The following is a 12,568-nucleotide window of genomic DNA, read 5'->3' as shown; positions in this document are numbered from 1 at the left end:
CCGCGCGGCCCCTTGTAACCGTTGTAACGCTTGCCTGCCCGCGGGGGCGCTACAATAGGCGTCCTTTCGCGTCGCAATCTATATAGACAACGGATTTTTCAGGTGAGCGAAAAAGAAATCGACCAGGCGCTGGTCGAGCGCGTCCAGAAAGGCGACAAAGCCGCGTTCGAACTCCTGGTCGCCAAATACCACCGCAAGATCATCAGGCTGATTTCGCGCCTCGTGCGCGATCCCGCAGAAGTTGAGGACGTCGCGCAGGACGCGTTCATTAAGGCATATCGAGCGTTGCCGCAATTTCGCGGCGAGTCCGCGTTCTATACGTGGTTGTACCGGATCGCCGTTAACACCGCAAAGAATTACCTTGCGACGCAGGGTCGGCGTGCGCCGACATCCACGGAAGCGGACGCGGAGGAGGCTGAAACTTTCTCCGATGCCGACCAACTAAGAGATATCAACACGCCTGAATCAGTGTTGATGAGCAAGCAGATCGCACAGACAGTCAACGCCGCGATGGCGCTGTTGCCCGAGGAGTTGCGCACGGCGATCACGCTGCGCGAGATCGAAGGACTGAGTTACGAGGAAATCGCCGAGATGATGGGTTGCCCAATCGGCACCGTTCGGTCGCGGATTTTTCGGGCTCGCGAAGCTATTGCGACAAGGTTGCGCCCGTTGCTGGATACTCCCGAAGGAAAGCGGTGGTAGCGGTAAGGGTCGAGCGGGGGAGTCTACGGGGTTGTCAGTCAGATGGGGAGCATCATGGGGTCCGTTCCATTGCAAATGAACGAGTCGGCGAGTCACATTTCGGTTGCCGAGCGTATTTCCGCCGCGCTGGATGGTGAATCGCTAGAAAGCGGCGGGCGCGCGGCGCGCGCGCGCGTGTCGCATAAGCTGGCCGAGTTCCTGTCGACGCTGGATGCCGACGGGCGGGCCCTGTGGATCGACTATCATCTGATTGGTGATGCACTACGCTCCGACGAGTTAGCCGAGGATGCCGTGAAGAGCGCAGCGTTCGTTGCCCGGTTTTCTGCGCGACTGGCCAATGAGCCGCACGTGTTGGCGCCGTCGGCATGGCGGACCAACATGCGGCGCACGCTGGCGTTACGACGCCGCGTGTTGCCAGTGTTCGCGGTGGCCGCTGCCGCCGCGACGCTGAGTTGGGTGGTCGTGCCGCAACTGCAGGGCCTTGGCAGTGCAGGCACAACGGCACAAGTTGCTTTGGTCAGCGAGCCGGGTTCGGATGCAATGCAGCGCGTCGCATTGGCGTCCACGCCGGTGGATGGCAGCGTGCCGCAGGGCATCCAGGATGCGAGCATTGTTCGCGATGCGGATCTAGATCAATATCTGGCCGCGCACCAGCAGTTCGCGCAGCAGCCGATGGTCCAATCCGCCACACCTTTGATCCGTGCCGCCGCGGTTTCCGAGGGCCAATAAACTGATGCAGCTTCAGCGGTCAAAAACAATCGACGCACGGGGGCGGCTGCGGGGAACGATGTTCGTCGCAGCCGTATTCATTTCGCTGGTCTGCGCGGCCGTCCACGTTCAGTCGCGCACCGACGACTCTCTCGTCGCACGGCGCCAGGCGGCCACTTGGCTGAATCGGATCCACCAGGCAGCACAGCAGCAGAGCTACGAAGGGATTTTCGTCTACCAGCGCGGTTCGGCGGTGCAGTCATCCAGCATCGTGCATTTCGCGGATCATGGTGACGGCGAATATGAAAGGCTGGAAAGCTTGGACGGCAAGCCGCGCCGGATGCTGCGGCACAACGACGAGGTCTACACGTTCGTGCCCGAGCGCAAGCTGTGCGTGTTCGAGCATCGGCAGAGCAAGGATTCGTTCCCCGCGCTATTGTCTGCGAGCAGCGACCGCGTATTGAGTGTCTACGATCCGCAGCTGCTGGGGGCCGATCGTGTCGCCGGACTTGACGCGACCGTGATCGAATTGCGTCCGAAGGACGCGCTGCGCTACACGTACAAGTTATGGGCCGACCAGAAGACCGGCCTGCTGTTGCGCGAGCAGACGCTGGACAGCGACGGGCAGGTGCTCGAGCAGGTTGCCTTTTCACAGGTCCGGCTCGGCGTGACGGCGGACCGCAACGCGATTGCCCAGGCCGTGCGCAACGCATCCGGTTGCGTGCGCCCCCCGGTGGAGCCGGTCAACATGGAAGCAGCGGGCTGGCAACTGCCGAATCAGATTCCCGGGTTTCGCAAGGTACGGGAACTGCGCCGGCCGATGGCTGCGCGCGATCCGTCGTCGTCGCCCATTGCCGTGGATCAGGCGGTGTTTTCTGATGGGCTTTGTGCGATCTCGATTTTCGTTGAGCCATTCGAGCGCAATTCCCGCAAGGAAGGCTCGGGTGCGAGCGGAGCCACGCACATCCTGGTCAAGCGTCATGGTGATTATTGGATCACCGCGTTGGGCGAAGTACCGATGACGACGCTGCAACAGTTCACTTCTGCCATAGAATATAAGGCTCCTCGATAGTTCGCGCGGTCTCTTTCTTTTTATCGACAATATGAGTATCCATCCGGTGCGCAGATTCCTGCTCGCGGCCGCCATGGCCATCTGTATCCCGTTGGTGTCCCCGTGCGCAGCCGCGGCGCCAGCCGCCGCCAACCTGCCCGATTTCACGGACCTGGTCGACAAGGTCGGCCCAGCGGTCGTCAATATCCGCACGGCGACGCATGCGCAGCAACAGGGCGCGACGGGCTTGCCCCCCGGGCTGGATGACGGCGACATGTCCGAGTTCTTCCGGCGCTTCTTCGGTATTCCGTTGCCACAGCAGCCAGGCAAGCCGAACCCGCCGCGCGGAGGGGGCGGGGGCGGCGATTCAGATCCGTCGGACTCGGAGCAGAGCAGCGGCGTGGGCTCTGGCTTTATCCTGTCGGCCGACGGCTATGTGATGACCAATGCGCATGTGGTGGATGACGCGGACACGATTTATGTGACGCTGACCGACAAACGCGAATTCAAGGCAAAGTTGATCGGCGTGGACGAGCGCACCGACGTGGCGCTCGTGAAGATCAATGCGGCGAGTCTGCCGACAGTGACGATCGGCGATTCGAACAAGGTCCGGGTCGGGGAATGGGTCGTGGCGATCGGTTCCCCCTTCGGGCTGGACAACACGGTCACGGCCGGCATCGTCAGCGCGAAGGGGCGTGATACCGGCGACTATTTGCCGTTCATCCAAACCGACGTCGCAGTCAATCCCGGCAATTCGGGCGGGCCGTTAATCAACATGCAGGGCGAGGTCATTGGCATTAACTCGCAAATCTATAGCCGTACCGGCGGTTTTATGGGGATCTCGTTTGCCATCCCGATCGACGAGGCAATGCGCGTCGCAGACCAACTCAAGGTCAACGGGCGGGTTGTGCGGGGCCGGATCGCGGTGGCGATCGGCGAAGTGACCAAGGACGTGTCGGACTCGCTGGGTCTGCCTAAGGCGCAAGGCGCGCTGGTGTCCAGCGTCGAGGCGGACGGCCCGGCCGACAAGGCCGGCGTGCAGCCGGGGGACATCATCCTGAAGTTCAATGGACGCAATGTGGACACGGCGACAGACCTGCCGCGGATGGTGGGCGAAACCAAGCCCGGTACCCAGGCGACGCTGACGATCTGGCGCAAGGGCCAAACGAAGGATTTGTCGGTCGTCGTGGCCGAGATGCAGCCGGACAAGACGGCGAAGGCGCAAACTAGCCGCCGCGCGCCGCCGCGCGAGCGTGCATCGAACCAGCTTGGGCTGGCGGTTAGCGACCTGTCGCCGGAGCAGCTTAAATCGATGAATCTGAAAGGCGGCGTGCAGGTCGATGGCGTGCACGGTCCAGCGGCCCGCGCAGGGTTGCAGCGGGGCGACATCATCTTGCGAATCGGCGATACTGACGTCTCGAATACGAAACAATTCGAGTCGCTCGTGCAGCAACTCGATCCGCAAAAGGCCGCGGCGTTGCTGGTGCGCCGCGGTGATAACACGCAGTTCGTCCCGGTCAGGCCGCGGCCTACGCCGGCGCAGAAGTAATGCGGGCTGACGCTCGATGATGGCGCACGGCTTGCACCGCCTGCCCCGCCTGACGCTGTACGGCCGCGCATGGTGTCATCTGTGCGACGACATGCGGGCGCAGCTCGATGCGATGTGGCCCAGCACGAGCGGCATCGCCGTCGAGGTGGTCGACATCGACGCGGATCCGGTGCTACAAGCGCAGTATGACGAGGCAGTACCCGTGCTGCTGTTAGACGGCGTCGAGTTGTGCCGTCACCGGCTCGACCCTGTGCGCGTCGCGCGGGCGCTGGCGAGCTTCGATGCGGGGCGATGGCCCGCGGGTCCAGCCTGATCGGATGCGTTTTCCGCTAAAATGCGCGGATTCTTGACTTTATCGCAAGGCGTGCTCCGCTTTTGTCCGAGCGCGCCTTTTTCGCTTGATCGACATTGAATGGATCATATTCGTAATTTTTCGATCATCGCGCACATCGATCACGGTAAATCGACGCTTGCTGACCGCATTATCCAGCTGTGCGGTGGCCTGTCGGACCGCGAAATGGAAGCGCAAGTGCTCGACTCGATGGATTTGGAGCGCGAGCGCGGCATCACGATCAAGGCGCAGACCGCCGCGTTGACGTACCGGGCGCGGGATGGTCGTGTTTATAACTTGAACCTGATCGACACACCGGGCCACGTCGACTTTTCCTATGAGGTGAGCCGTTCGTTATCCGCCTGCGAGGGTGCACTGCTGGTCGTCGATGCGAGCCAGGGGGTCGAAGCGCAGACCGTCGCAAACTGCTATACCGCGATCGAGTTGGGTGTCGAGGTCGTGCCGGTGCTCAACAAGATCGATTTGCCCGCGGCGAACCCGGACAACGCGATGGCCGAAATCGAAGATGTGATCGGCATTGACGCCACGGACGCAGTGCAATGCAGCGCGAAGACGGGTCTGGGCGTGCAGGACGTGCTCGAGGCGCTGATCGCCAAGGTGCCGCCGCCCCGCGGCGACGCGCAGGCGCCGCTGCAGGCGCTGGTCATCGACTCGTGGTTCGACAATTACGTCGGCGTCGTGATGCTGGTGCGCATCATCAATGGCGCGTTGCGCCCGAAAGACAAGATCAGGATGATGGCGACCGGTGCGCAGCATCCGGTCGAGCACGTGGGCGTGTTCACACCGAAGTCGCAAAACCGTGACGTCTTGTGCGCGGGCGAAGTCGGGTTCGTGATCGCGGGCATCAAGGAATTGACGGCCGCGAAGGTTGGCGACACGATCACCCATTCGGCAAAGCCGGCGGCTGAACCGTTGCCGGGCTTCAAGGAAGTCAAGCCGCAGGTGTTCGCCGGGCTATATCCGGTCGAGGCCAACCAGTACGATGCGTTGCGCGAGTCGCTTGAGAAACTCAAGCTCAACGATGCGTCGCTGCAATACGAACCCGAGGTCTCGCAGGCGCTGGGCTTCGGCTTTCGCTGTGGCTTCCTAGGCTTGCTGCACATGGAAATCGTGCAGGAGCGGCTCGAGCGCGAATTCAACATGGATTTGATCACGACGGCGCCGACCGTCGTGTACCAGGTGCTGATGCAGGACGGCTCGATGGTGATGGTCGAGAACCCGGCGAAGATGCCTGAGCCATCCAAGATCGCCGAGATCCGTGAGCCGATCGTGACGGTGAACCTGTATATGCCACAGGACTATGTCGGCGCGGTGATCACGCTATGCACGAGCAAGCGCGGCAATCAGGTCAACATGACCTACCACGGTCGCCAGGTGCAACTCACCTATGAGATACCGATGGCTGAGATCGTGCTGGACTTCTTCGATCGGCTCAAGTCCGTATCGCGCGGCTACGCGTCGATGGACTATGAGTTCAAGGAATATCGGGCATCGGATGTGGTCAAGGTCGATATGCTGATCAACGGCGACAAAGTCGATGCACTGTCGGTGATTGTGCATCGATCGCAGTCGCAGTATCGCGGTCGCGAGGTAGCCGCGAAGATGCGCGAAATCATCCCCCGGCAGATGTACGATGTTGCGATCCAGGCGGCCGTCGGCGCGCACATCATTGCGCGCGAGAACATTAAGGCGCTGCGCAAGAACGTGCTGGCTAAATGCTATGGTGGCGACATCACGCGCAAGAAGAAACTGCTCGAAAAGCAAAAAGAAGGCAAGAAGCGGATGAAGCAGGTCGGCAGCGTCGAGATTCCTCAAGAGGCATTTCTCGCTATTCTCAAAGTCGAAGACAAATAACCGAAAAACGGAATCTCCATGAATTTTGCGCTGATCCTCTTTATCCTGGTCGTGTTGACCGGCATTGCATGGGTAGCGGACAAGCTGGTTTTTCTTCCTCAGCGCCGGCGGGCCGCGGATGCCGCCGCGCACGCGTTCGATCAGCAGCAACAGCGCATGGATGAGCGCTTTCGCGACGAAAATGCCGCCCGCACACGGGCAAGGCTGCGCGAAGAACGGCTGCGCCAGCCGTGGTGGCTCGAGTATTCGGCGAGCTTCTTTCCGGTGATCCTGCTAGTCTTCGTGCTGCGTTCATTCATCGTCGAGCCGTTCAAGATTCCGTCCGGCTCGATGGTGCCCACGCTGCTTGTCGGCGACTTCATCCTGGTTAACAAGTACGATTACGGGATCCGCTTGCCGATCATCGATAAGAAGATCATCTCGAATCGAGACCCACAGCGCGGCGACGTCATTGTATTCCGCTATCCGAAGGACGAGTCGGTCGATTACATCAAGCGCGTTGTCGGCGTGCCGGGCGACGTGGTCGCGTACCAGGACAAGCGCCTGATGATCAATGGCGAGGTGGTGCTTAAAACGCCGCTGTCGGATTATCTGGATGAGGACCGGCTGTCGATGGGGCAGCCAGCCAAATACGTCAAGCAGTACAGCGAGACGCTCGGGGGCAAGCGCCATGCGTTGCTCAATGATCCGGCCGTGCCACCGTTCGTGATTGGCGCAGACGATTATCCCTATCGCGACAATTGCCACTACAACGACCGCGGTGTGATTTGCAAGGTGCCGCCGGGCCACTATTTCGTGATGGGCGACAACCGGGACAATAGTGCCGACAGCCGCTACTGGGGCTTTGTGTCTGACCGCAACCTGGTCGGCCGTGCGTTCTTCATCTGGCTGAATTTCTCGAACCTGAAGCGGATCGGCTCGTTCGAATGACGCCTGAGCGTTGCTCGGCTCAGGCTGCGGCACGCGTTATACTTCTATCCATGTCTTTGTCACCGCTGGAAAGCCGGCTGCACTACGAATTTCGCAATGCGGAATTGTTGCGGCAGGCGATGACCCACCGCAGCCACAGTGCCACGCATAACGAGCGGCTCGAATTCCTTGGCGATTCGGTCCTCAACTGCGTGGTGGCGGCCCTTTTGTTCCAACGTTTTGGCAAACTCGATGAAGGCGACCTATCCCGCGTGCGGGCAAACTTGGTCAAGCAACAGTCGCTATACGAAATTGCCCAGGCGCTGAATATTGCAGAGGCGTTGCGGCTCGGCGAGGGGGAATTGCGCAGCGGCGGCTTCCGACGGCCGTCGATCCTGGCTGACACGTTTGAGGCAGTGCTCGGTGCGATCTTCCTGGATGGGGGATTCGACGCGGCGCAAACGGTGATCAAACGACTTTATGTCCCCATTTTGGATCATATCGATCCTCGCACGCTGGGCAAGGATGCCAAGACGCTGTTGCAGGAGTATTTGCAGGGCCACAAGATCGCATTGCCGAGCTACGCGGTGATTGCGACCACGGGCGCCGCCCACAATCAGCAGTTCGAGGTCGAGTGCACGGTGCCGAAGCTCGAGGTCAAGGTGTTTGGCACCGGTGCCAGTCGGCGCGCGGCCGAGCAGGCTGCCGCAAAAAAGGCGCTTGAAGAAGTGATGGCGGTGGCGCCGCAGTTGCTCGGCAAGCCGAAGCGATCGAAGAGCGCGGCACGCGCCGCCAAGCGCGAATCTGAGGGCGCACCGTCGCATGGCACCGGAGTGCAGGGCGCGCTCGATTTACGCCTCAAGTCGGACCGCAAGGCCGAGCAGCTGGGCCGCGCCGAGCGCGCCGCGCATCCCGCCGAGCGGGCGATGCAGCCGATGGAGCGGGGGGGCAATCACCATGAGCGCGTGAGCAGCGCGCCGTCGTCAAATGGTGTGCCGAGCGCCGTCGCGATGATGCGTGCCGCGCATGCTGATCATTCGGTCGAGCGGGCGCCACGTCAGGCCGACAAGGGGGCTGCAGCGTCCGATGCGCCATTGGCCAAGGCGGCGGCAGCGATTGCCACCGCCACCGTGGTTGCTGATGTGCCGGCCGGGCCCGGAAAGGCGCTCGATGAGCCCCGCGATACGGCGCTTCATTCGACGCCGCGCAAGGCCGATGCCGGCGCGTGACCGTGACCGTGCCAAGGTGGCCTGTCGCAGCATGACCTGCCGCGCTTTACTCTTTGAACCCGACAGCCGAGGTCGGGCGCTACGCGCCCACGTCAGCGGTATTTTCTGCAGGTCCGCTTGCCATGAATTCGACTCTTGAACAAACCGGTTTCCGTTGCGGCATGATCGCGATCGTTGGGCGCCCCAATGTCGGCAAGTCGACGCTGATGAACGCTCTCGTTGGGCAAAAGGTCAGCATCACGTCACGCAAGGCGCAAACCACGCGGCACCGGATCACCGGTATCCGGACGTTGGGCGATGCACAATTCATCTTTGTCGACACGCCCGGCTTCCAAACCCGGCACGGCTCGGCGCTGAACCGTTCGCTGAACCGCGCGGTCACCTCGACGTTGACCTCGGTGGACGTCGTGCTGTTCGTGGTCGAGGCAGGCCGTTACGGGCCGGACGATCAACGAGTGCTGGAGTTGATCCCGCCGTCGGTGCCGACGGTGCTGATCGCCAATAAGGTCGACAAGCTTTCGGACAAGAGCGCATTGCTGCCATTTTTGAAAAGCACAGCGGCGCTGCGCGCGTTCCGTGACGTCGTACCGATGAGCGCGAAGCAGCCGGACGACATCACGCGGTTGTTGAAGATCTTGCGGCCGTCATTGCCGCTCGGTGAGCCGATCTATGGCGAGGACGAGCTGACCGACCGCAGCGAGCGATTCTTGGCGGCCGAGATCCTGCGGGAGAAAGTATTCCGCTGGACCGGAGACGAGTTGCCCTACACGAGTACGGTACTGATCGATAAGTTCGAGCAGGAAGGCCGCCTGCGGCGGGTCTTCGCAACGATTCTCGTCGATCGTGACAACCACAAGGCGATGATCATTGGGCAGAAGGGCGCGAAGCTGAAGCAGATTAGCACCGAGGCGCGCATCGACATGGAAAAGCTCTTCGATGGTCCGGTTTATTTGGAGACGTTCGTGAAGGTCAAGAGCGGCTGGGCGGACAACGAGGCGGGATTGCGCGCCTATGGGTACGAATGACGTCTGGCTGGGTCATCCAGATCATGCCAGGCAACCCGACGCCGGCGCAGCACCCGAAAGGGTGCCCGACGGCGTGCCGCCGGGCGCGTCGGATGCGTCGGGCAATGTAGCGCAGTCCGCGCCAGATTACGCTGCATCGACCCGCCGCCGCGCCGCCGCGCCGCGCTCGAGCCCCCGTATCGATGAGCAGCCGGGCTTCGTGTTGCACGCCTACCCGTATCGTGAGACGAGCCTGATTATCGACGTGTTCACGCGCACGCACGGCCGTCTCGCGCTCGTCGCGAAGGGGGCAAAGCGGCCGCATTCGGCGCTGCGCGGCGTGCTGCAGACGTTTCAGCCGCTCGCGCTGTCATGGACCGGTAAGTCCGAAATGCGGACGCTGACTAAGGCTGAATGGGTCGGCGGAATGCGTCCGCTCGCTGGCGATGCACTGCTGTGTGGCTTTTACGTCAATGAATTGCTCGTCAGGTTCTGTGCACGGGAGGATTCGCATACCGCGTTGTTCGACCATTACTTGTTGACGTTGACGCGGCTCGCGCATGACGAACCGGCGGTGCAGGTATTGCGCTCGTTCGAGCGCGTCTTACTGCGTGAGACCGGCTATGCCATGTCGCTTGATCGGACCGTAACGAGGCAGAATGTTGTGGCCGGACGCTCGTATGTGTTCGACCCCGAGCGGGGCGTATGCGACGTCGAAATGCTTGACGGGGCTCAGGCGGATGCGTTGCACGGGCCGGTCATTGCCGGGCAAACGCTGCTCGACATGGAGCGCGACGACTATTCGCGTGCGCAGACCGTCGCGCAGAGCAAGACCCTGATGCGTTTTTTGCTGAATACTTATCTTGGTGGCGCGCCGCTTGCGACGCGCCAGATCTTGATCGACTTGCAAAACCTATGAACATCTTCTCGTCGCCAATGCCTGTCATCGAGCTGGGGGTCAACATCGACCATGTTGCCACGTTACGCAACGTGCGTGGTACGGCGTATCCTGACCCACTGCGCGCGGCGCTGCAAGCTGAGGCTGCCGGCGCCGACGCGATCACGCTGCATCTGCGTGAGGACCGCCGCCATATCGTCGACGCCGACGTGCGCGCGTTGCGGCCGTTGCTCAAGACCCGAATGAACCTGGAGTGCGCGGTGACGCAGGAAATGCTCGACATCGCCTGTGACGTACGCCCACACGACGTTTGCCTGGTACCGGAAAAGCGCGCCGAGCTGACCACCGAAGGCGGATTGGACGTGGTCACGCACTTCGACGCGGTCAAGGCGGCGAGTCGGCAACTGGCCGATGCGGGCGCGCGCGTATCGCTGTTCATCGACGCCGAGCCGGAGCAGATCCGGGCGGCTCACGAAAGCGGCGCGCCGGTGATTGAGCTACATACCGGACGCTACGCCGACGCGGATGACGACGCCCGGCAGTCACAGGAATTCGAGCGGATTGCCGCGGGTGTCGACCTGGGACGGTCGCTGGGCCTGAAAGTCAATGCCGGTCACGGCCTGCACTATACCAACGTACAGCGCATTGCCGCGCTCGAGGGCATCGCCGAGCTGAACATCGGCCATGCCATCGTCGCGCATGCCATTTTTGCGGGATGGGACAATGCCGTGCGGGAGATGAAGGCAATCATCGTCGCGTCGCGCGTCGGCGCGCGTGCATGAACACCGGGGCCGCGCCGATGGTGCACCGCGCCGTCTATGGGATTGGCACGGACATCGTGCAAGTCAGCCGCATCGCCGCCGTGATGGAGCGTACCGGCGGCCGCTTTGCCGAAAAAATCCTCGGTCCGCAGGAACTCGCGGTCTATCGCGCGCGCGCGGCACGCTCGGAAGGGCGCGGCGTGGCGTTCTTGGCCACGCGCTTTAGCGCGAAGGAGGCGTTCTCTAAAGCGATCGGGCTCGGCATGCATTGGCCGATGACGTGGCGCGCGGTGCAGACGCTCAACGAGAAAAGCGGCAAGCCGGTGATCGTCGCGACCGGTGAGCTGGCCCGGTGGATGACCGAGCGCGGACTTAGCGCACGCGTATCCGTCAGCGACGAACGCGATTATGCGGTGTCGTTCGTCATCGCCGAAGTCGATGCGTCAATGGATGGTTCCGGTGCCGGGTTGATGGACCGGCACGCGACTGACCTCAGGAACCCGAGTTGAACAACCGCAAACGCAAATATGGTCCGGTGATGCTCGACGTCGCCGGCACTTCGTTGAGTCGTGACGATGCCCGTCGGATCGCCGATCCGCTGACCGGCGGCGTGATTTTGTTCGCCCGCAATTATGCGAGCCGCGCGCAACTGCTCGAGCTGACTGGCGCAATCCGCGATGTGCGCGACGATGTGATCATTGCGGTGGACCAGGAGGGCGGGCGCGTGCAGCGTTTCCGGGGTGATGGGTTCACGTCGCTGCCGCCGATGCGTGCCCTGGGCGCGTTATGGAACGACGATGCGCTCGCGGCAATCCGAGTAGCCACGGCGATCGGCTATGTGATGGCATCGGAGTTGCACGCGAGCGGTGTCGACTTGAGCTTTGCGCCGGTGCTCGACCTAGACTACGGACGTTCGAAGGCGATCGGCGATCGTGCGTTCCACCCGGATCCGCGCGTCGTCGCGCTGTTGGCTAAAAGCGTCGCGCATGGCTTGGCGCTGGCTGGGATGGCAGCCTGCGGTAAGCATTTTCCGGGGCACGGCTACGTGGAGGCGGATTCGCATGTCGAGGCGCCTGTTGACACCCGAGCGCTCGACGAGATTCTCGCCTGCGATGTGCAGCCGTATCAATGGCTCGGGCTGTCGCTGGCCGCGGTGATGCCGGCCCACGTCGTCTATCCGGCCGTCGATGCTCGGCCGGCCGGTTTCTCGTCCGTATGGTTGCAGCAGATCCTGCGCGGTAGGCTTGGTTTCAATGGCGTGATCTTCAGCGACGATTTGTCGATGCAGGCGGCGCGTCAGGCCGGGACCACCGCCGAGGCCGCGCATGCGGCGCTCGATGCTGGATGCGACATGGTGCTCGTGTGCAATCGTCCCGAGGACGCCGACGATGTGCTGCAGCGCCTGCGCGCGCGCGACATCGATACCGCGTCTCGGCGTCGCATCAAGCGGCTCGCACCGCGCGGTGACGCGCCGAAGTGGAGCGAGCTGATGTGCCAGCCCGACTATTGCCAAGCGCGCAAGCTGATCGACAGCCTACGGTGAACGGGGCG

At 62.3% G+C, this 12,568-nt stretch carries 13 protein-coding genes; all 13 read left to right on the top strand.

The annotated features are described in order from the left end of the window. Nucleotides 1-102: 102 nt before the first annotated feature. A complete protein-coding gene (gene rpoE / locus RA167_RS08620) occupies nucleotides 103-702 on the top strand; it encodes an RNA polymerase sigma factor RpoE (protein WP_041753171.1) in 600 nt (199 codons plus the stop codon). A gap of 54 nt (nucleotides 703-756) precedes the next feature. Then, on the top strand, nucleotides 757-1,431 hold the full coding sequence (locus RA167_RS08615) for a sigma-E factor negative regulatory protein (protein WP_076785229.1): 675 nt from the start codon (nucleotides 757-759) through the stop codon (nucleotides 1,429-1,431). A gap of 4 nt (nucleotides 1,432-1,435) precedes the next feature. Then, nucleotides 1,436-2,482: a MucB/RseB C-terminal domain-containing protein gene (locus RA167_RS08610; RefSeq protein ID WP_076787295.1), complete on the top strand. Its 1,047-nt coding sequence runs from the start codon at nucleotides 1,436-1,438 to the stop codon at nucleotides 2,480-2,482. A 31-nt stretch (nucleotides 2,483-2,513) separates the two neighbouring features. Then, nucleotides 2,514-4,010, top strand: coding sequence for a DegQ family serine endoprotease (locus RA167_RS08605; RefSeq protein ID WP_076785228.1), 1,497 nt, complete (start codon nucleotides 2,514-2,516; stop codon nucleotides 4,008-4,010). A gap of 16 nt (nucleotides 4,011-4,026) precedes the next feature. Beyond that, nucleotides 4,027-4,323 (top strand): glutaredoxin family protein, encoded by a 297-nt coding sequence (locus RA167_RS08600; RefSeq protein ID WP_076785227.1) that lies wholly within the window; start codon nucleotides 4,027-4,029, stop codon nucleotides 4,321-4,323. Nucleotides 4,324-4,422: 99 nt separating this feature from the next. Continuing rightward, complete coding sequence (gene lepA / locus RA167_RS08595) at nucleotides 4,423-6,216, top strand: translation elongation factor 4 (RefSeq protein WP_076785226.1); 1,794 nt, start codon at nucleotides 4,423-4,425, stop codon at nucleotides 6,214-6,216. 18 nt (nucleotides 6,217-6,234) lie between these two features. After that, the gene (gene lepB, locus RA167_RS08590) at nucleotides 6,235-7,146 is read left to right on the top strand and encodes a signal peptidase I (RefSeq protein WP_076785225.1); all 912 of its coding nucleotides are present in this window, start codon (nucleotides 6,235-6,237) and stop codon (nucleotides 7,144-7,146) included. Nucleotides 7,147-7,196: 50 nt separating this feature from the next. Further along, a complete protein-coding gene (gene rnc / locus RA167_RS08585; protein ID WP_217697086.1) occupies nucleotides 7,197-8,354 on the top strand; it encodes a ribonuclease III in 1,158 nt (385 codons plus the stop codon). A gap of 122 nt (nucleotides 8,355-8,476) precedes the next feature. After that, nucleotides 8,477-9,379, top strand: a complete 903-nt coding sequence (gene era / locus RA167_RS08580) for a GTPase Era (protein ID WP_076785223.1) — start codon at nucleotides 8,477-8,479, stop codon at nucleotides 9,377-9,379. After that, a complete protein-coding gene (recO, locus tag RA167_RS08575) occupies nucleotides 9,366-10,277 on the top strand; it encodes a DNA repair protein RecO (protein WP_076785222.1) in 912 nt (303 codons plus the stop codon). The genes era and recO overlap by 14 nt, the downstream gene beginning before the upstream one ends. Beyond that, entirely contained in the window at nucleotides 10,274-11,038 is a 765-nt protein-coding gene (gene pdxJ / locus RA167_RS08570; protein WP_076785221.1) for a pyridoxine 5'-phosphate synthase, read from the top strand. The genes recO and pdxJ overlap by 4 nt, the downstream gene beginning before the upstream one ends. Then, the gene (gene acpS, locus RA167_RS08565; RefSeq protein WP_237574231.1) at nucleotides 11,035-11,526 is read left to right on the top strand and encodes a holo-ACP synthase; all 492 of its coding nucleotides are present in this window, start codon (nucleotides 11,035-11,037) and stop codon (nucleotides 11,524-11,526) included. The genes pdxJ and acpS overlap by 4 nt, the downstream gene beginning before the upstream one ends. 29 nt (nucleotides 11,527-11,555) lie before the next feature. Then, nucleotides 11,556-12,560, top strand: coding sequence for a beta-N-acetylhexosaminidase (gene nagZ / locus RA167_RS08560; RefSeq protein ID WP_076787291.1), 1,005 nt, complete (start codon nucleotides 11,556-11,558; stop codon nucleotides 12,558-12,560). Nucleotides 12,561-12,568 lie beyond the last annotated feature (8 nt).

The sequence above is a fragment of the Mycetohabitans endofungorum genome (genome assembly GCF_037477895.1).
Taxonomy (GTDB): Bacteria; Pseudomonadota; Gammaproteobacteria; order Burkholderiales; family Burkholderiaceae; genus Mycetohabitans.
This window is presented reverse-complemented; position numbering and strand designations above follow the sequence as displayed.

Bases quoted from the DNA above. Each gene is read 5' to 3' on its own strand.
- RA167_RS08615 (WP_076785229.1), top strand. From the start codon at position 757: ATGGGGTCCGTTCCATTGCAAATGAACGAGTCGGCGAGTCACATTTCG.
- RA167_RS08610 (WP_076787295.1), top strand. From the start codon at position 1,436: ATGCAGCTTCAGCGGTCAAAAACAATCGACGCACGGGGGCGGCTGCGG.
- RA167_RS08605 (WP_076785228.1), top strand. From the start codon at position 2,514: ATGAGTATCCATCCGGTGCGCAGATTCCTGCTCGCGGCCGCCATGGCC.
- RA167_RS08600 (WP_076785227.1), top strand. From the start codon at position 4,027: ATGATGGCGCACGGCTTGCACCGCCTGCCCCGCCTGACGCTGTACGGC.
- lepA (WP_076785226.1), top strand. From the start codon at position 4,423: ATGGATCATATTCGTAATTTTTCGATCATCGCGCACATCGATCACGGT.
- lepB (WP_076785225.1), top strand. From the start codon at position 6,235: ATGAATTTTGCGCTGATCCTCTTTATCCTGGTCGTGTTGACCGGCATT.
- rnc (WP_217697086.1), top strand. From the start codon at position 7,197: ATGTCTTTGTCACCGCTGGAAAGCCGGCTGCACTACGAATTTCGCAAT.
- era (WP_076785223.1), top strand. From the start codon at position 8,477: ATGAATTCGACTCTTGAACAAACCGGTTTCCGTTGCGGCATGATCGCG.
- recO (WP_076785222.1), top strand. From the start codon at position 9,366: ATGGGTACGAATGACGTCTGGCTGGGTCATCCAGATCATGCCAGGCAA.
- pdxJ (WP_076785221.1), top strand. From the start codon at position 10,274: ATGAACATCTTCTCGTCGCCAATGCCTGTCATCGAGCTGGGGGTCAAC.
- acpS (WP_237574231.1), top strand. From the start codon at position 11,035: ATGAACACCGGGGCCGCGCCGATGGTGCACCGCGCCGTCTATGGGATT.
- nagZ (WP_076787291.1), top strand. From the start codon at position 11,556: ATGCTCGACGTCGCCGGCACTTCGTTGAGTCGTGACGATGCCCGTCGG.